Source organism: Streptomyces sp. bgisy130 (assembly GCF_057708345.1).
Genome location: NZ_JBYISA010000013.1, coordinates 174,687 through 192,039, shown reverse-complemented (window position 1 = coordinate 192,039; position 17,353 = coordinate 174,687). Strand labels below are relative to the sequence as shown.

Annotated in this window: 12 protein-coding genes; 8 read left to right on the top strand and 4 right to left on the bottom strand. The window is 71.2% G+C overall.

Annotated features, from left to right (window positions below; genetic code table 11):
- Positions 1-68: 68 nt before the first annotated feature.
- On the bottom strand, positions 69-1,001 hold the full coding sequence (locus AC3EUV_RS19740) for a CAP domain-containing protein (RefSeq protein ID WP_432142087.1): 933 nt from the start codon (positions 999-1,001) through the stop codon (positions 69-71).
- Positions 1,002-1,179: 178 nt separating this feature from the next.
- On the opposite strand from AC3EUV_RS19740, the gene AC3EUV_RS19735 reads away from it, so the two are divergent.
- From AC3EUV_RS19735 to AC3EUV_RS19720, 4 genes are all read left to right on the top strand, one after another.
- The gene (locus AC3EUV_RS19735) at positions 1,180-1,461 is read left to right on the top strand and encodes an acylphosphatase (protein ID WP_432142088.1); all 282 of its coding nucleotides are present in this window, start codon (positions 1,180-1,182) and stop codon (positions 1,459-1,461) included.
- Between the two features lie 382 nt (positions 1,462-1,843).
- On the top strand, positions 1,844-2,047 hold the full coding sequence (locus AC3EUV_RS19730; protein ID WP_006602857.1) for a hypothetical protein: 204 nt from the start codon (positions 1,844-1,846) through the stop codon (positions 2,045-2,047).
- Between the two features lie 302 nt (positions 2,048-2,349).
- Positions 2,350-6,219 carry an AAA family ATPase gene (locus AC3EUV_RS19725; RefSeq protein WP_432142089.1) on the top strand — a complete coding sequence of 1,290 codons (3,870 nt, stop codon included), beginning with the start codon at positions 2,350-2,352 and terminating at the stop codon, positions 6,217-6,219.
- Positions 6,220-6,521: 302 nt separating this feature from the next.
- Positions 6,522-7,940, top strand: a complete 1,419-nt coding sequence (locus tag AC3EUV_RS19720) for a sugar porter family MFS transporter (protein WP_432142090.1) — start codon at positions 6,522-6,524, stop codon at positions 7,938-7,940.
- Between the two features lie 164 nt (positions 7,941-8,104).
- Here AC3EUV_RS19720 and AC3EUV_RS19715 read toward each other — a convergent pair whose 3' ends face one another.
- Positions 8,105-9,100, bottom strand: a complete 996-nt coding sequence (locus AC3EUV_RS19715) for an LLM class flavin-dependent oxidoreductase (protein WP_435603449.1) — start codon at positions 9,098-9,100, stop codon at positions 8,105-8,107.
- Between the two features lie 96 nt (positions 9,101-9,196).
- Positions 9,197-10,681: a purine-cytosine permease family protein gene (locus tag AC3EUV_RS19710; protein ID WP_432142092.1), complete on the bottom strand. Its 1,485-nt coding sequence runs from the start codon at positions 10,679-10,681 to the stop codon at positions 9,197-9,199.
- 461 nt (positions 10,682-11,142) lie between these two features.
- Between AC3EUV_RS19710 and ftsY the strand changes: the two genes are divergently transcribed.
- Positions 11,143-12,375 (top strand): signal recognition particle-docking protein FtsY, encoded by a 1,233-nt coding sequence (ftsY, locus tag AC3EUV_RS19705; RefSeq protein ID WP_432142093.1) that lies wholly within the window; start codon positions 11,143-11,145, stop codon positions 12,373-12,375.
- 135 nt (positions 12,376-12,510) lie between these two features.
- On the opposite strand, the gene AC3EUV_RS19700 is transcribed toward ftsY, so the two are convergent.
- Positions 12,511-13,179 (bottom strand): bifunctional DNA primase/polymerase, encoded by a 669-nt coding sequence (locus AC3EUV_RS19700; RefSeq protein WP_432142094.1) that lies wholly within the window; start codon positions 13,177-13,179, stop codon positions 12,511-12,513.
- A gap of 477 nt (positions 13,180-13,656) precedes the next feature.
- Here AC3EUV_RS19700 and nsdA point away from each other — a divergent pair, with 477 nt between their 5' ends.
- From nsdA to AC3EUV_RS19685, 3 genes are all read left to right on the top strand, one after another.
- The gene (gene nsdA, locus AC3EUV_RS19695) at positions 13,657-15,129 is read left to right on the top strand and encodes a transcriptional repressor NsdA (protein ID WP_432142095.1); all 1,473 of its coding nucleotides are present in this window, start codon (positions 13,657-13,659) and stop codon (positions 15,127-15,129) included.
- A gap of 371 nt (positions 15,130-15,500) precedes the next feature.
- The gene (locus AC3EUV_RS19690) at positions 15,501-16,829 is read left to right on the top strand and encodes an ammonium transporter (protein WP_435603448.1); all 1,329 of its coding nucleotides are present in this window, start codon (positions 15,501-15,503) and stop codon (positions 16,827-16,829) included.
- On the top strand, positions 16,826-17,164 hold the full coding sequence (locus AC3EUV_RS19685; protein ID WP_432142097.1) for a P-II family nitrogen regulator: 339 nt from the start codon (positions 16,826-16,828) through the stop codon (positions 17,162-17,164). Before AC3EUV_RS19690 ends, AC3EUV_RS19685 begins: the two co-directional genes overlap by 4 nt.
- The last annotated feature ends 189 nt before the right edge of the window (positions 17,165-17,353 follow it).

Genomic DNA, 17,353 nt, shown 5'->3' with positions numbered 1-17,353 from the left:
GGGATCGACAAGGGGCCCCCGCGGGCGTGCGTCGAGGCCGCGGCGGTGTCACCGCGGGGCGGGCTGCCTCAGAAGCCGAAGTCCTGGGTCCACCACGGGCCGCCCGACCCGAAGTGGGCGCCGACTCCGAGGGTCTTGTACTCGCAGTTGAGGATGTTGGCGCGGTGGCCGGGGCTGTTCATCCAGGAGTCCATGACGGACTGGGCGTTGGCCTGGCCGCGGGCTATGTTCTCGCCGCCGAGGCCGTCGACGCCCGCGTCCTTGGCCCGGTCCCAGGGCGTGTCGCCGTCCGGGTCGGTGTGGTCGAAGAAGCCCCGCCGGGCCATGTCGTCACTGAAATCCTGGGCGAGACCGGCCAATTCCCGGTCCGCCGTCACGGGCGAGCAGCCGGCCTGCGCGCGCTCCTGATTGACCAGCGACAGGACCTGGGCCTCCGCGGACGACTGGGCGTCGGGGGTCTTCGACGCCGTCACGGAGCGCTCGGGCGCCGGGGCGGTGGGCCGTTCGGTGGGCTTGGCGGGCCGGTGCGAACCGCTCGCCCCGGTGGGCGATTTGGAGGGCTGGTGCGGGGCGGGGGACACCGGGCGGGTGGCGCCGCGGGAGGCGCGCCCGCTCTCGGGGGCCTTGGTACGGGCTTCGCCGCGGCTCGCCTCCTCGGTGGCGCGGTCGGTCGGCGAGGCCGAGACGCCGCCCATCGGCTCGGTGGCCTCCGGCAGCGCACCGGCCCGGACCCGGTCGCCCTGCTCGCCGTCCGCACCCCCGTCGAACTGGCCGTGGCCGGGGATCAGTCCGGAGGCGACCGCCACGGCTCCCATCGCCACCACCGCGGAGGCGCCGAGCAGTCCGGTGCGGACGGGCGCCCTGCCGCGGCCGCGTGCCGCGCGGTGTCCGTGGTGCCGCGTCGTGGCCGGTGCGCCCGGCCGTTCGGCCGACGGGGCGTCAACAGGCCCCGCACCGGCGGAGTCGGGGACAGGGGGAGCAGAGCGTCGATGGCGGCCCATCTGCTGTCTTCCTTCCACCGGTACAAGCACCGGCTCCACTGGAGCGGCTACCGCCGCACAGCTTTCCTGGCGTCAAGATGACTCACCCATAAGAGTGAGCCCCGCTGTCGGGGGACTGTACGCCATGGCGCACGAGGCAGAAGTGACCACTGAGCAATTGTCCGGTTAGCGTGCACACATGAATGAAGCTGTCCGAGTGACCGCGTGGGTGCGTGGTCAGGTCCAGGGCGTCGGGTTCCGCTGGTTCACCCGGGCCAACGCCCTTCGCATCGGCGAACTCGCGGGATTTGCCGTCAATCTGGGTGACGGCCGCGTCCAGGTGGTCGCCGAGGGCCCGAAGAAGCACTGCGATCAGTTGCTCGACTGGCTCCGCACCGGGGACACGCCCGGGCGGGTCGACGGAGTCACTGAGATCTGGGACACGCCCCGCGGCGGTTACGACGGCTTCGAGATCCGCTGATCCGGCCCGCCGGAACCGTCCGTACGGCCGTCATGGGCGCTCTTGCGGATGCGTCTTTGTGAGCTGCTTACAGGAGATAAGCCCTGGTGGTTGCCAACTCGGCCGACCCGTGCAAGGCTGCCGCTGTACGGATGATCTCCACGCCCCGGCGGGACCTTTCTGGGGAGTCGGCGCAGTGCCTTCACGGCCGCGCACTCTCAGGTGCCCGAGGATACGGGGTGTGATCGTGTTGACCGTCAAACCGTTTGGTGAGACTCTGGAATCCCCGCGCACCTTAGCTGTTTGGCATTGAGTACACCAGAGAATGACAAGCACCGCGGGTGCGAATCCCTCACGACCCACACCGCTTCGGTCGGTCACTCATTGTGGAGGACCATCCATCATGGCAAAGGCGCTTCTCGGTTACGTCGGCGGCTCCGACCCCCGAGTCCTCTCCGAGATGCGACGGCTTCAGCAGCGCGTCCAAGACCTTGAATCCGAACTTATTCGGATGCAGGCCGAAAACGACATGCTGTCCGCTGCCGCACGTCGCGACGACTCGATGCTCGACATCGACGTACCCCAGGCGGAGCCCGCGCTCACCTGACCCCGACCCCAGGGCCGGTAGGGCTGCTCGCCAGCCGCTTGAGGCACCGCTTTCTTCAAGATCTGCAAGGGACGCTTCGGCGTCCCTTCGTCGTTTCCGGCTTTTCCGTACTGCGGCTTTTCCTGCGAACCACCTGGTCACTTCAGCCTTGACGGCCCTCCCTTACCGCATGATGTGCCCTGCGCTTTCGGCAGTGAAACCGAAAATGAACGGCGCGGTATACCCGGGGGCCGTACAGGGCCGGGGAGCGGCCCGGAATGTTGGGGTCAGTCGCCGGGGAGCGGCCGGTAGAGTCCCACGGCGTGCATCTCAAGAGTCTGACCCTGCGAGGTTTCAAGTCCTTCGCCTCCGCAACGACGCTGCGCTTCGAGCCGGGCATCACCTGCGTCGTCGGCCCCAACGGCTCCGGCAAGTCCAATGTCGTGGACGCGCTGTCCTGGGTCATGGGCGAGCAGGGCGCCAAGTCGCTGCGCGGCGGGAAGATGGAGGACGTGATCTTCGCCGGGACGACCGGGCGGCTGCCGCTCGGCCGCGCCGAGGTCTCGCTCACCATCGACAATTCCGACGGTGCCCTGCCGATCGAGTACGCCGAAGTCACCCTCACCCGGATCATGTTCCGCAACGGCGGCAGCGAGTACCAGATCAACGGTGACACCTGCCGGCTGCTGGACATCCAGGAATTGCTCTCCGATTCCGGTATCGGCCGGGAGATGCATGTCATCGTCGGGCAGGGCCAGCTCGACTCCGTGCTGCATGCCGACCCGATGGGGCGCCGGGCCTTCATCGAGGAAGCGGCCGGCGTCCTCAAGCACCGCAAGCGCAAGGAGAAGGCGCTGCGGAAGCTGGAGGCGATGAAGGCCAATCTCGCCCGGGTCCAGGATCTGACCGATGAGCTGCGGCGCCAGCTCAAGCCGCTGGGGCGGCAGGCCGCGGTCGCCCGGCGCGCCGCCGTCATCCAGGCGGACCTGCGCGACGCCCGGCTGCGGCTGCTCGCCGACGACCTCGTGACCCTGCGCCGGGCCCTGCGCGCCGAGATCGCGGACGAGGCGGCGCTCAGGGAACGCAAGCAGACCGCCGAGGACCGGCTGCGCACCGCCCAGCGGCGGGAGGCGGCGCTGGAGGAGGAGGTCCGTACGCTGACGCCGCGGGTGCAGCGTGCGCAGCAGACCTGGTACGAGCTGTCGCAGCTCGCGGAGCGGGTGCGCGGCACGATCTCGCTGGCCGAGGCGCGGGTGAAGAGCGCCACGGCGGCGCCGCCGGAGGAGCGGAACGGGCGGGACCCCGAGGACATGGAGCGGGAAGCGGCCCGGATCCGCGAGCAGGAGGCGGAGTTGACCGCCGCGCTGGAGGCGGCGAGCCGGGCCCTGGAGGACACCGTCGAACACCGTGCCGGACTGGAGCGGCAGTTGGCGGACGAGGAGCGGCGGCTGCGGGACGTGGCCCGTGCGATCGCCGACCGCCGGGAGGGCCTGGCCCGGCTGAGCGGACAGGTCACCGCCGCCCGGGGCCGGGCCGCCTCGGCGCAGGCGGAGATCGGCCGGCTCGCCGAGGCCAGGGACGCCGCCCGGCGCCGGGCGGAAACCGCCCAGGAGGAGTACGAGCAGCTCAAGGCCGAGGTCGACGGGCTGGACGCGGACGACGAGGAGATCGCGGAGCGGCACGAGGCGGCCCGCCGGGAGCTGGCGGAGACGGAGACCGCGCTGACCGCCGCGCGGGAGGCGCTGACCGCGGCCGAGCGCGAGCGCGCCGCGACCGCCGCCCGCCACGACGCGCTGGCGCTCGGGCTGCGCCGTAAGGACGGCACCGGAGCGCTGCTGGCCGCCGGGGACCGGCTCACCGGACTGCTCGGCCCCGCGGCGGAACTGCTGACCGTCACCCCGGGCTTCGAGATCCCGGTGGCGGCGGCGCTCGGCGCGGCCGCGGACGCCGTCGCCGTCACCGGCCCGGCCACCGCCGCCGAGGCCATCCGGCTGCTGCGCACGCAGGACGCGGGGCGGGCGGCGATGGTGCTGGGGGGAACCGGGGGCCAGTGCGGGACGGGAAGGGTGCCCGCGCCCGCGCGGGCGGTGGAGGCCATCGAGGGCGGGGGAGCCGCGGAGGCCGTGGGGGCTGTTGAGGGTGCTGAGGGGGCGGCGTGGGGTGGGGGCGCGGATGCCTCCGGAGCTGGTGGGGCTGCCGGGGCTGCCAGGGCAGCCAGTGCTGCCGGAGCCACCGGTGCTGCCGGGTCTCACGGGGCTGATGCGGTTGGTAGGGCGGGTGAGCCCGCCGCGGCCGAAGGGACCGTGCTCGACGTCCGTGCCGGTGCGGCCGGGGCGCCGGATGTGCCCGAGGCGGCCGTGTGCCGTGTCCCCGGGCCCCGTGGCGAGCCCGTACCGGCGGCGGAACTGGTCCGGGGGCCCGCGGAATTGACCGCCGCCGTGGCCCGTTTGCTGCGGGATGTCGTGGTGGTCGGAACGCTGGAGGACGCCGAGGAACTGGTGGCCGCGCGGCCGGAGCTGATGGCCGTGACCGGTGAGGGCGATCTGCTCGGGGCGCATTTCGCCCAGGGCGGTTCGGCCGGTGCGCCGAGTCTGCTGGAGGTGCAGGCGTCCGTCGACGAGGCGGCGGCCGAGCTGGAGGAACTGGCGGCGAGCTGCGAGGAGCTGGCGCAGGCGCAGCGGGCCGCGGCGGAGCGCCGTACGGCGGGTGCCGCGCTGGTCGAGGAGTTGGCCGGGCGGTGGCGGGCGGCGGACCGGGAGAAGTCGAAGGTCGCCGGGGACCTGGGCCGGCTCGGCGGGCAGGCGCGGGCGGCCGCGGGCGAGGCCGAGCGCTGCGAGGCGGCGGCGGCCAAGGCCGAGGAGGCGCTGCTGCGGGCCACCGAGGAGGCCGAGGAGCTCGCCGAGCGGCTCGCGGTGGCAGAGGAGGACCCGGGCGTCGGCGACGAGGAGCCGGACACGTCCGTACGGGACCGGCTGGCCGCCGACGGTGCCAATGCGCGGCAGACCGAGATGGAGGCCCGGCTCCAGGCGCGGACGCACGAGGAGCGGGTGAAGGCGCTCGCCGGGCGGGCGGACTCACTGGACCGGGGAGCGCGCGCCGAGCGCGAGGCGCGGGCGCGGGCCGAGCGGCGGCGCGCCCGGCTGCGGCACGAGGCGGCGGTGGCCGGGGCGGTCGCCGCCGGTGCCCGGCAGCTGCTGGCGCATATCGAGGTGTCGGCCGTACGGGCCGAGGAGGAGCGGGGCGCCGCGGACCGGGCCAAGGCCGAGCGGGAACAGGCGCTGGTGGCCGAGCGCCATCAGGGCCGGGAGCTGAAGTCCGAGCTGGACAAGCTGACGGACTCGATGCACCGCGGTGAGGTGCTCGGCGCGGAGAAGCGGCTGCGGATCGAGCAGCTGGAGACCAAGGCGCTGGAGGAGCTGGGGGTGGAGCCGGCCGGGCTGCTGTCCGAGTACGGCCCCGAGCAGCCGGTACCGCCCTCGCCGCCCGCCGAGGGTGAGGTGCTCCCGGACGATCCGGAGCATCCCCGTCACCAGCCGGTGCCCTATGTACGGGCCGAGCAGGAGAAGCGGCTCAAGGCCGCCGAGCGGGCGTATCAGCAGCTCGGGAAGGTGAACCCGCTGGCGCTGGAGGAGTTCGCGGCGCTGGAGGAGCGGCACAAGTTCCTGAGCGAACAGCTTGAAGACTTGAAGAAGACCCGGGCCGACCTGATGCAGGTGGTCAAGGAGGTCGACGAGCGGGTGGAGCAGGTCTTCACCGAGGCGTACCACGACACCGCGCGGGAGTTCGAGGGCGTCTTCGCACGGCTCTTCCCCGGCGGGGAGGGGCGGCTGGTGCTCACCGATCCGGACGACATGCTGTCGACGGGGGTGGATGTGGAGGCGCGGCCGCCCGGGAAGAAGGTCAAGCGGCTGTCGCTGCTGTCGGGCGGTGAGCGCTCGCTGACCGCGGTGGCGCTGCTGGTGTCGATCTTCAAGGCGCGGCCCAGCCCGTTCTATGTGATGGATGAGGTGGAGGCCGCGCTGGACGACACCAATCTCCAGCGGCTGATCCGGATCATGGAGGAACTCCAGGAGAGCTCCCAGCTGATTGTGATCACGCATCAGAAGCGCACGATGGAGGTCGCGGACGCGCTCTACGGGGTATCGATGCAAGGTGACGGCGTATCGAAGGTCATCAGCCAGCGGCTGCACTGACCGGGGTCACCCGGGCGGTTCGTGCGGCGGCCGCGGGCCGGTGCCGGCGGGCGGGGAGGCCGCCGGCGGCACCGCTGATGATCGCCCGGAGTATCCGACTACCCATCAGTTCAGAACTTGAACGAATGACTACCAGGACGCCCGAGAAACAAATTCATCACGCCCTATTGACTTCGAAACTTGAAGGCATAGTCTCTGCAACGTTGCTTTTACCTTCAAGTGGTGGGTACCCCCAACCTATGCACCACTAGAAGGGCCAGCCCCCTACGCCCGGCAGCGCAGCCGGGCCACTGGAGTTCACGTTGACCAGCACCGCGCAGCCGACGGTCCCGGAAGGCCGCAAGGCCCATCCCGACCACCTCGGCCATGTCATCTTCATCACCGCGGCTGCCGCGATGGGCGGCTTTCTCTTCGGCTATGACAGTTCCGTCATCAATGGTGCCGTCGAGGCGATCCGCAGCCGTTACGACGTCGGATCCGCGGTCCTCGCCCAGGTGATCGCCGTCGCCCTGATCGGCTGTGCCATCGGCGCCGCCACCGCCGGCCGGATCGCGGACCGCATCGGTCGTATCCGGGTGATGCAGATCGCCTCGGTGCTGTTCACCATCAGCGCCGTCGGCTCCGCTCTGCCGTTCTCCCTCTGGGACCTCGCCTTCTGGCGGATCATCGGCGGCTTCGCCATCGGTATGGCCTCGGTCATCGGCCCGGCCTACATCGCCGAGGTCTCGCCGTCCGCCTACCGCGGCCGCCTCGGCTCGTTCCAGCAGGCCGCGATCGTCGTCGGTATCGCCGTCTCCCAGCTCGTCAACTGGGGCATCCTCAACCTCGCCGACGGCAACCAGCGCGGCACCCTCGCCGGCCTGGAGGCCTGGCAGTGGATGCTCGGCGTGATGGTCGTCCCGGCCGTCCTCTACGGTCTGCTCTCCTTCGCGATCCCCGAGTCGCCGCGCTACCTGATCTCCGTCGGCAAGGTCTCCCGCGCCAAGGAGGTGCTCACCGAGGTCGAGGGCCACACCGTGAACCTCGACACCCGGGTCGCCGAGATCCAGGACGCGATGCGCCGCGAGCACAAGTCGTCGTTCAAGGACCTGCTCGGCAGCAAGATGGGCTTCCTGCCGATCGTCTGGGTCGGTATCGGTCTCTCGGTCTTCCAGCAGCTGGTCGGCATCAACGTCGCGTTCTACTACTCCTCGGCGCTGTGGCAGTCCGTCGGCATCGACCCGAGCGCCTCGTTCTTCTACAGCTTCACGACGTCGATCATCAACATCATCGGCACCGTGATTGCGATGATCTTCGTCGACAAGATCGGCCGCCGTCCGCTGGCGCTGATCGGCTCGGCCGGTATGGCCGTCTCGCTCGCCCTGGAGGCATGGGCCTTCTCCGCCAAGACCGCGGCCGGCACGCTGCCGCACACCGAAGGCACCGTGGCCCTGATCGCCGCCCATGTCTTCGTGCTCTTCTTCGCCCTCTCCTGGGGCGTCGTGGTCTGGGTCTTCCTCGGCGAGATGTTCCCGAACAAGATCCGTGCCGCCGCGCTGGGCGTCGCCGCCTCCGCGCAGTGGATCGCCAACTGGGCCATCACGGCCAGCTTCCCGAGCCTGTCCGACTGGAACCTCTCGGGTACGTACATCATCTACGCGGTCTTCGCCCTGCTCTCGATCCCCTTCGTGCTCAAGTTCGTGAAGGAGACGAAGGGCAAGGCGTTGGAGGAGATGGGCTAACCCCCCCGCCAGTCCGTCTCCTCAGCACTGGGTACTGCCCCGGGTCATCAGGGACCCCGGGCAGTACCCCTTTTTTGTGCCCGGATTCTTGTGCGCTGCCGCAGTCGGCGGCGGGCCGCACCCTGCTCGTCCCCTGCCCGGAAGGCTCAACGCGCCGCCGGCGGTCAGTCCTTGAGGCAGGGCAGCACCCGCTCGGCGAACAGATGGAGCGAGCGCCAGCCCTCGTCGACGGGCATCCCGCCGCACAGCGGATGCAGGATCAACGACCCCCCGGCGCCCGTCCGCCGGGCGAGCCGGAGGCAGTCGTCGGGGGTGACGACCCGATAGACGCCCTCCTCGCGCAGCGCCCCGACGTCCCGGGCGGACGAGCGCACCGCGGAGCGGCTCCCGGCGGACTGCCAGGACGCGTACATCCGGGCCTCGTGCAGCAGATGGCTGCCGTACTCGGCCCAGGTGCGGTCCGGGTCCTCGGAGAGGTGCAGGAGCGTGGTCCGCTCGGGCGGCTGCATCACCCACCCGTCGGTGCCGTGGGCGGCGCGCTGCTGGTGGTAGTAGGTCTCCAGCTCGGGGAGGTGGGCACTGGGGAAGAAGGGGAGCCCCAGGCGGGCCGCGCGCCGGGCGGCGGCCCGTGAGCTGCCGCCGATCAGCAGCACCGGATGCGGCTGGGTGTACGGGCGCGGGGTGACCCGGACCGTACGCCCCTGATAGGTGAACGGTTCCCCGGTCCAGGCGGACAGCAGGGTCGCCAGCACCTCGTCCTGGAGCGGGCCCCGGGCCGGCCAGTCCTTGCCGTGCGCCGCGTACTCCTCGGGCCGGTAGCCGAGACCGGCGACGGTGATCAGCCGGCCGCCGCTGAGCAGATCGAGCGAGGCGAGGTCCTCGGCCAGCCGCAGCGGATCGTGCAGCGGGGTGATCAGCGCGGAGACGGTGACGCCGATCCGGCGGGTGGCGCCGAAGACGGCGCCCGCGAAGGTGAGCGGGGAGGGCATCCAGCCGTTGGTGGTGGCGTGGTGCTCCTCGGTCTGGACCATGGTGAAGCCGCGGTCGTCGGCGAAGGCGGCCATCTCGACGGCGGCCCGGTAGCGCGCGGACAGGGTGTCGGGCGTGGGTGCGGGGTCGACGAGGTTGATCCGCAGGACCGTGACGGGCAGAGCGGGCATCGCAAACGTCCCCTTCGCCAGGGTGGTTGGCGAAGGGGACGTTAGCTGACGATGCGTCAGATCACTAGAGGGGGAGTCCGGTCCACGGGGCCCGGGTCAGCGCACCTCGACCGGCTGCCGGGCCTCGGCCGCCTCGTCCGGGCCGGCCGCCGGGGCGGACTCCTTCGGCGTCGGCAGTACGGCGAAGACCAGTGCGGCGATCGCGATCGTGGCCGCCCAGCCCAGGCCGTTCTCACCGATCCAGGTGGTGGCCAACGGGCCCGTGAACCACTGCACCTTGGTGAAACACAGACCCGCGACGAGCGCCACGCCCCAGGCCGTCATGGCCTGCCAGCAGAAGCCGCCGACGTACCAGTAGCGGCTGGTGCGGCCGGTGTTCATCAGGCTGTCGGCGTCATAGCGCACCGCCAGCTTGCGCCGCCGGGCCATGTCGATGCCGTAGACGCCGATCCAGGCGGAGAAGGAGACCGCGAGCAGCGTCAGGAAGGCGATGAACTGGCCGATGAAGTCCTTGGCCACCAGCATCATGAACAGGCCGCCGACCAGGCTGATGACGGCGTTGATGCTGACCGCGAGGGCGCGGGGCAGCTTGACGCCCATGGTCTGGGCGGTGAAGCCCGCGGAGTACATCGACAGGCTGTTGATCAGCACCATCCCGACCAGCGCGGTGACCAGGTACGGCACCGCGAGCCAGGACGGCAGGATGCTGCCGAGGAACGACATCGGGTCGGTGTTCTGGCCGGCCAGCTTCGGGTTGGAGACGGCCATCACGCCGCCCATCAGCACCATCGGCAGCAGCACCAGGGCCGCGCCGGAGACGGTGGTGCCGACGATCTTCTTGCCGGACGCGGAGTGCGGCAGGTACCGCGCGAAGTCGGGGCCGGTGGGCACCCAGCTGATCCCGCCGGCCGCGATGGTGCCGATGCCCGCGATCACCATGGCGGTGGTGCCGGCCTTCTTGGCGAAGACGGCGTCCCAGTCCATCGTGGCGACCAGATAGACCAGCACCATGATGCTGAACAGGCCGAACAGATACGTCGAGTACTTGTTGCAGACGTTCAGCGCCTTGCGGCCCAGACCGCTCACCAGATACGTGACGGCCACGAAGGCGAGCAGGGTGACGACGACGAGGGCGTTGTTGCTCTCGATGCCGAGCAGCAGATGCAGCACGGTCAGCACCGCGTAGGCACCGGTGACCGCGTTGATCGTCTCCCAGCCGAAGCGGGCGACCCACAGGATCGCGCCGGGGAAGTAGTTGCCGCGGACGCCGAAGGCGGCCCGGGAGAGCATCGCGCCCGGGGCGCCGCCCCACTTGCCCGAGACCGACAGCACGCCCACCATGCCGAACGCGACGGCCGCGGCGATCGCGGCGACCAGCAGGACCTGCCAGAAGTTCAGTCCGTTGTTGACCACGAGCGAGGCGCCCATGGTGAGCAACAACACGCTGATGTTGGCGGCGACCCAGGTCGGGAAGAGCTCGCGGACGCGGCCCTGGCGTTCGTTGTCGGGGACGGGCTCGATGCCGCGGGTCTCGACGGCGCCCTCAGGTGCGGGAGCGGAAGTGGAGGACGTGGTGCCCATTGGTGCAGGTATCTCCGTGCGGGGATCTGGACGCACCCCCACGGGGGAGGGGGTGCAGGCAGCGGCTGTGATGCCTGGCCAGAATTGATTGCCAGGACTCTACGCGCGTTGCGCGGCCGTCGACCATCGTACTTTGATCCAACTTGTGCCGGTACGCACTGTTGGACCCCACGACGAGGACGAGTGTCGCCGAACCTCGTCGAAGGGTCCAGTCGGGCTGCTCCGGGGCTGGTCCGGAGCTCGTCCGGAGCTGGGCCGTAGGGGCGGGTCAGGGCGTTCGCCCGCCTCCCCGGGGGCCACCCGGCCGCACGGCCCGGCCTCGTGCTGCCGTCCCGGCAAGGCGCCCGGCGCGCGCCCGGGTGGCCGCCCGCGAGGCCGGGGCACCGCTTTCCGGACACCGCCCCTCCAGGTTCGGCGCGTGCAGTCCCCACGGGCGGAGCGTGGCTGATACTGGAGGGGTTATGGACATCGTCATCCTTGCTGTAGTCATCGCCGTGGTCGTGCTCGGCGCGATCAGCGGGCTCGTCGTCAGCGGCCGCAAGAAGAAGAAGCAGCTGCCGCCGTCCCCGCCGGCCGCCCCGAAGCCCTCCGTTACCGCGCCCCCTGCCGAACCGCATGTCGGCGAGGAGGCCGAGACCCCCCGCGACGAAGAGCGTCGCACCATCGAAGAAGTCACGCTGCCCACCGCCGAGGCCCCCGCGGCCGAGGCACCGGCCGCCGAGCCCGAGGCGCCCCCGGCGCCCGCGATCGAGGTCCCCGAGCCCACCGCCGGCCGGCTGGTCCGGCTGCGCGCCCGGCTCTCCCGCTCCCAGAACACCCTGGGCAAGGGCCTGCTGACCCTGCTCTCCCGCGAACACCTCGACGAGGAGACCTGGGAGGAGATCGAGGACACCCTGCTGACCGCCGACGTCGGCGTCACGCCCACCCAGGAGCTGGTCGAGCGGCTCCGGGAGCGCGTCAAGGTGCTCGGCACCCGCACCCCCGAGGGGCTGCGCGAGCTGCTGCGCGAGGAGCTCCTCGGCCTCATCGGCACCGAGGCCGACCGCACCGTGCACACCGCCAACGGCATCGGCAACGGCGGCGACGAGATCCCCGGCGTCGTGCTGGTCGTCGGCGTCAACGGCACCGGCAAGACCACCACCACCGGCAAGCTCGCCCGGGTCCTGGTCGCCGACGGCAAGTCCGTGGTCCTCGGCGCCGCCGACACCTTCCGCGCCGCGGCCGCCGACCAGCTCCAGACCTGGGGCGAGCGGGTCGGTGCCCGTACGGTCCGCGGACCCGAGGGCGGCGACCCCGCCTCCATCGCCTTCGACGCGGTGAAGGAAGGCATCGCCGAGGCCGCCGATGTCGTCCTGATCGACACCGCGGGCCGGCTGCACACCAAGACCGGTCTGATGGACGAGCTCGGCAAGGTCAAGCGGGTCGTCGAGAAGCACGGCCCGGTCGGCGAGGTACTGCTCGTCCTGGACGCCACCACCGGCCAGAACGGCCTGGTCCAGGCGCGGGTCTTCGCCGAGGTCGTGGACATCACCGGCGTGGTGCTCACCAAGCTCGACGGCACCGCCAAGGGCGGCATCATCGTCGCCGTCCAGCGCGAACTCGGTGTCCCGGTCAAGCTCGTCGGCCTGGGCGAGGGAGCGGACGACCTGGCCCCCTTCGAGCCGGAGGCCTTCGTCGACGCCCTGATCGACTGACACCGCCGCCAGGGCACAGGCCCCGGACCGTCACCGGCCCCCGGACCCGCAGACCGCGGGTACCGGGGGCTGACGCTTGTCCGGACGGGGCTCGTTCTGCCGCGTGACGGCACCTCCGGCCGCCGGCCGACGAGCTCAGACCGCCGAGCGGTTGCAGGCGTACGCCAGGGTGCCCACCATCAGCCGCGCCTGCGGCGGCCGGCCGGCGGTGTCCAGGGCCGGCGGGCGCAGCCAGCGCACCGGGCCGTGGCCGCCGAGGTCGGAGGGGGGCGCGGTGAGGTGGTCGCCGGGGCCCAGGGAGCGCAGGTCGAGCGAGGCGTCGTCCCAGCCCATCCGGTAGAGCAGATCGGGGAGCTGCCCGGCCGCGCCGGGGGCGACGAAGAACAGCGCCCGGCCGGTCGGTGCCAGCGCGACCGGGCCCAGCGGCAGACCCATCCGCTCCAGCCTCGCCAGCGCGTTGCGGCCCGCGGCCTCCGGCACGTCGAGGAGGTCGAACGACCGGCCCACCGGGAGGAGGATGGCGGCGCCCGGTGTCTCGGCCCACGCCGCGGCCGCCTTCTCCCAGCCGGCACCCGCCGTCAGCTCCGCACCGAAGGCCAGCGGATGAGCACCGGGGGAGGGGCAGTCGGCGGCCCCGCACGAGCAGTCCGTACGGCCGCTGCCCGCACGGACCGCCCGGGCGCCGGGGACGACGTCCCAGCCCCAGAGCCCGGTGTACTCCGCCACCGCCGAGATCTCGGTCGAGCGGGCGCGGCGCCGGGAGCTGGAACGCATCTCTCGGATGCCGCCGATCGTGAAGCCCATGCCCCCTCCAACGGGTGGTGCGTGCCAGTGGTTACGAGTCGGCGGGTTGACGGTCCGGCCCCGCCGGGGTCCCGTCGGCGCCCGTGGTGCGGTGGTGTGCCGGGTGGTGTGGTGCGCCGCGTGAGCCCTTGTGTGCTTCGTTCCGCCCGGCGTTCTTCGGCCTGTGTCAAGTCAATCGCGAGAGCTGGGCGGGGAGTTCATTCGAAGGGGTGGCGAATGGTGGCGTTTCCGCGATCGCCCTCGCGGCGGGCGTGATCGTAGGATTACTTTCGGTGCGCGAACCCCGGAGAGGCACCCTTCGCACGGGTATGCCGGTGGCAACGCACAGGTCGAGCACAGGCCAAAAGGTGTGGCCGGAAACCGTGATCGGGTAGATGTACCCCCGGACAGGAGCCGTAACGGACGGCGTCCTGTGGGCAGTTCGCGACACGCACCAGGCACCAGGCACCAACGCAGCTATCGGGATGGGGGCTTCCAGTGGGCGGCAACGGCGGCACGGGCGGCACCGACGCCGTCAAGCAACCCAACGCGCAGTTGGGTTCGTGGTTCATGCGCAGCGGCTGGTCCAAGGGCGAACTGGCCCGGCAGGTCAACCGCCGGGCCCGCCAGATGGGCGCGCACCACATCAGCACCGACACCTCGCGGGTGCGCCGCTGGCTCGACGGTGAGCAGCCGCGCGAGCCCATCCCGCGGATCCTGTCCGAGCTGTTCTCCGAACGCTTCGGCTGTGTGGTCGGCATCGAGGAGCTGGGCCTGCGCTCCGCGCACCAGTCCCCGTCCGTCTCCGGTGTGGACCTGCCCTGGGCCGGGGCCCAGACGGTCGGCCTCATCAGCGAGTTCTCCCGCAGTGACCTGATGCTGGCGCGCCGCGGCTTCCTCGGCACCTCCCTCGCGCTCGCCGCCGGCCCCAGCCTCATCGAGCCGATGCAGCGCTGGCTGGTCCCGGTGCCCGCGGGCCAGGGCGGCGCGGAGGAACCCGACCGCGCCCGCCGCCCCGCGCGACTGTCCGGGCCGGAGCTGGATCTGCTGGAGTCGACGACCGCGATGTTCCGCCAGTGGGACGCGCAGTGCGGCGGCGGGCTGCGGCGCAAGGCGGTGGTCGGCCAGCTTCACGAGGTCACCGACCTCCTCCAGGAGCCGCAGCCGGAGCAGGTGGCCAAGCGGCTGTTCAAGGTCGCCGCCGAACTCGCCGAACTCGCCGGCTGGATGAGCTACGACATCGGCCTCCAGCCCACCGCGCAGAAGTACTTCGTGCTCGCACTGCACGCCTCCAAGGAGGCCGGTGACCGCCCCCTGGGCTCGTACATCCTCTCCGGCATGAGCCGGCAGATGATCCACCTCGGCCGGCCCGACGACGCACTGGAGCTGATCCACCTCGCCCAGTACGGCAGCCGGGAGACCGCCACCCCGCGCACCCAGGCCATGTTGTATGCGATGGAGGCCCGCGCCTACGCCGGGATGGGCCAGCCCAGCAAGGTCAAGCGAGCCGTCCGGATGGCCGAGGACACCTTCTCCGACGTCCTGCCCGGCGAGCCCGAGCCGGACTGGATCCGCTTCTTCTCCGAGGCCGAGCTGAACGCCGAGAACGCCCACTCCTACCGCGATCTCGCCTATGTCGCCGGCCGCAGCCCCACCTACGCCTCGCTCGCCGAACCCGTCATGCAGCGCGCCGTGGAGCTCTTCGGCAAGGACCCCGAGCACCAGCGGTCGTATGCCCTCAACCTGATCGGGATGGCCACCGTGCATCTGCTCCAGAAGGAGCCCGAGGCCTGCGCCGCGATGGCGCAGCAGGCCATCCCGTTCGCCCGGCAGGTCCGCTCCGAACGCGTCAACACCCGGCTGCGCAAGACCGTCGACAACGCGGCGCGGGAATTCGGCGGCGTCGCCGAGGTGATCCGGCTCAGCGACGAGCTCACCCGCCAGCTGCCCGAAACCGCGGAGGCCGGCTGACGGCAACCCACCCCTGAACTCCGGCCGCGGCCACTGCCCCGTACAGCCCGACTCGGCTCCCCCATGCCAGGTCACGCGGGCGGCAGCCGCGGCCGGGCTTGCCTTTGCGCCCCCTTTGCGCCTAAACCGGCGCCGCTTTCGCGGAGGTGGTTGGGCGCCGTGGGGGTTGCTCAATTGATGGTTTCTGTGGGTTGAACGGGTGATGTGGGGCTGATCTGGGAGTTCACCGGGGCGTAACACGGGGGCTGCCTTCGTCACGGGGGTGAAACACCCGCAAGGTTTGGCCGAAACCGTGCTGCGACAACCTCATCGCGAAGTCGGCCCACCAGAAACATGCCCGCACGGGCCGCATCGACGACGAGGAGACGCCGATGCCCCCAGGCATCCTGACGCTCGCAGCAGACAAAGCGACACTCAGCCCGGCCAACACCGGGTTCATGCTGATCTGCTCCGCACTGGTGATGGTCATGACCCCCGGTCTCGCCTTCTTCTACGGCGGCATGGTCCGGGTGAAAAGCGTGCTCAACATGCTGATGATGAGCTTCATCAGCCTGGGCATCGTGACGATTCTGTGGGTCCTGTACGGCTTCGGGCTCGCCTTCGGCACCGACCAGGGCGGCTTCATCGGCTGGGACGGACACTTCGCCGGACTCAGCGGCATCGGCCTGACGGAGCTGTGGGGCGCCACCACCATCCCGGTCTATGTCTTCGCCGTCTTCCAGCTGATGTTCGCGATCATCACGCCGGCGCTGATCAGCGGTGCGCTCGCCGACCGGGTGAAATTCACCGCCTGGGCGCTGTTCATCGCGCTGTGGGTCACCGTCGTCTACTTCCCCGTCGCCCACTGGGTCTGGGGCGAGGGCGGCTGGCTGTTCGAGCTGAAGGTCATCGACTTCGCGGGCGGTACGGCCGTCCACATCAACGCCGGTGCCGCGGCGCTCGGCGTACTCCTCGTCGTCGGCAAGCGCATCGGCTTCAAGAAGGACCCGATGCGGCCGCACAGCCTCCCCCTGGTGATGCTCGGCGCCGGTCTGCTGTGGTTCGGCTGGTTCGGCTTCAACGCCGGCTCCTGGCTCGGCAACGACGACGGCATCGGCGCGGTCGCCTTCGTCAACACCCAGGTCGCCACCGCCGCCGCGATGCTCGGCTGGCTGGCGTACGAAAGGCTCCGGCACGGCTCGTTCACCACGCTCGGCGCGGCCTCCGGCGCGGTCGCCGGACTCGTCGCGATCACCCCGGCCTGCGGCGCGGTCAGCCCGCTGGGCGCCATCGCGGTCGGTGCGATCGCCGGTGTGCTGTGCGCCATGGCGGTCAACCTGAAGTACAAGTTCGGCTACGACGACTCCCTCGACGTCATCGGAGTCCACCTCGTCGGCGGTGTCGCCGGATCGCTGCTGATCGGCCTGTTCGCCACCGGCGGGGTGCAGAGCGACGCCAAGGGCCTGTTCTACGGCGGCGGCTTCGAACAGCTCGGCCGCCAGGCCATCGGTGTGGTCAGCGTGCTGCTCTACTCCCTGGTCGTCTCGTACGTCCTTGCCAAGGCGATCGACCTGGTGATGGGCTTCCGGATCGGCGAGGACGAGGAGGTCGCCGGCATCGACCAGGCCGCGCACGCGGAGACCGCATACGACTTCACCGGCGCCGGCGGTGGCACGGTCGGCCGACTCAGCGAGGCCCTGACAAAGAAGGTGAACGCGTGAAGCTCATCACGGCAGTAATCAAGCCGCACCGGCTGGACGAGGTGAAGGACGCCCTCCAGGCATTCGGTGTGCACGGCCTGACGATCACCGAGGCCAGCGGATACGGCAGACAGCGCGGGCACACGGAGGTGTACCGCGGCGCCGAGTACACCGTCGACCTGGTCCCGAAGATCCGTATCGAGGTGCTGGCCGAGGACGCCGACGCCGAGGAACTGACCGACGTCATCGTCAAGGCGGCCCGCACCGGCAAGATCGGCGACGGGAAGGTGTGGAGCGTCCCCGTCGACGACGCGGTACGGGTGCGAACCGGGGAGCGGGGGCCGGACGCACTGTGAGGCCACGGCCGGGCCCCGGCTCCGGCCCCGGGCGGCCCTCCGCCGCCGGGGACCGCGGCCGGGCCCGGCCGCCCGAGCGGCGGCTGGCCGACCGGTCCGCAGCAGCACAGACTGATCGTGCGGGCCCGGCCGGCACGGGGCGGCCGCACGGGCAACGGGGACGGCGGGGGACCACCACGACCAAGGAGC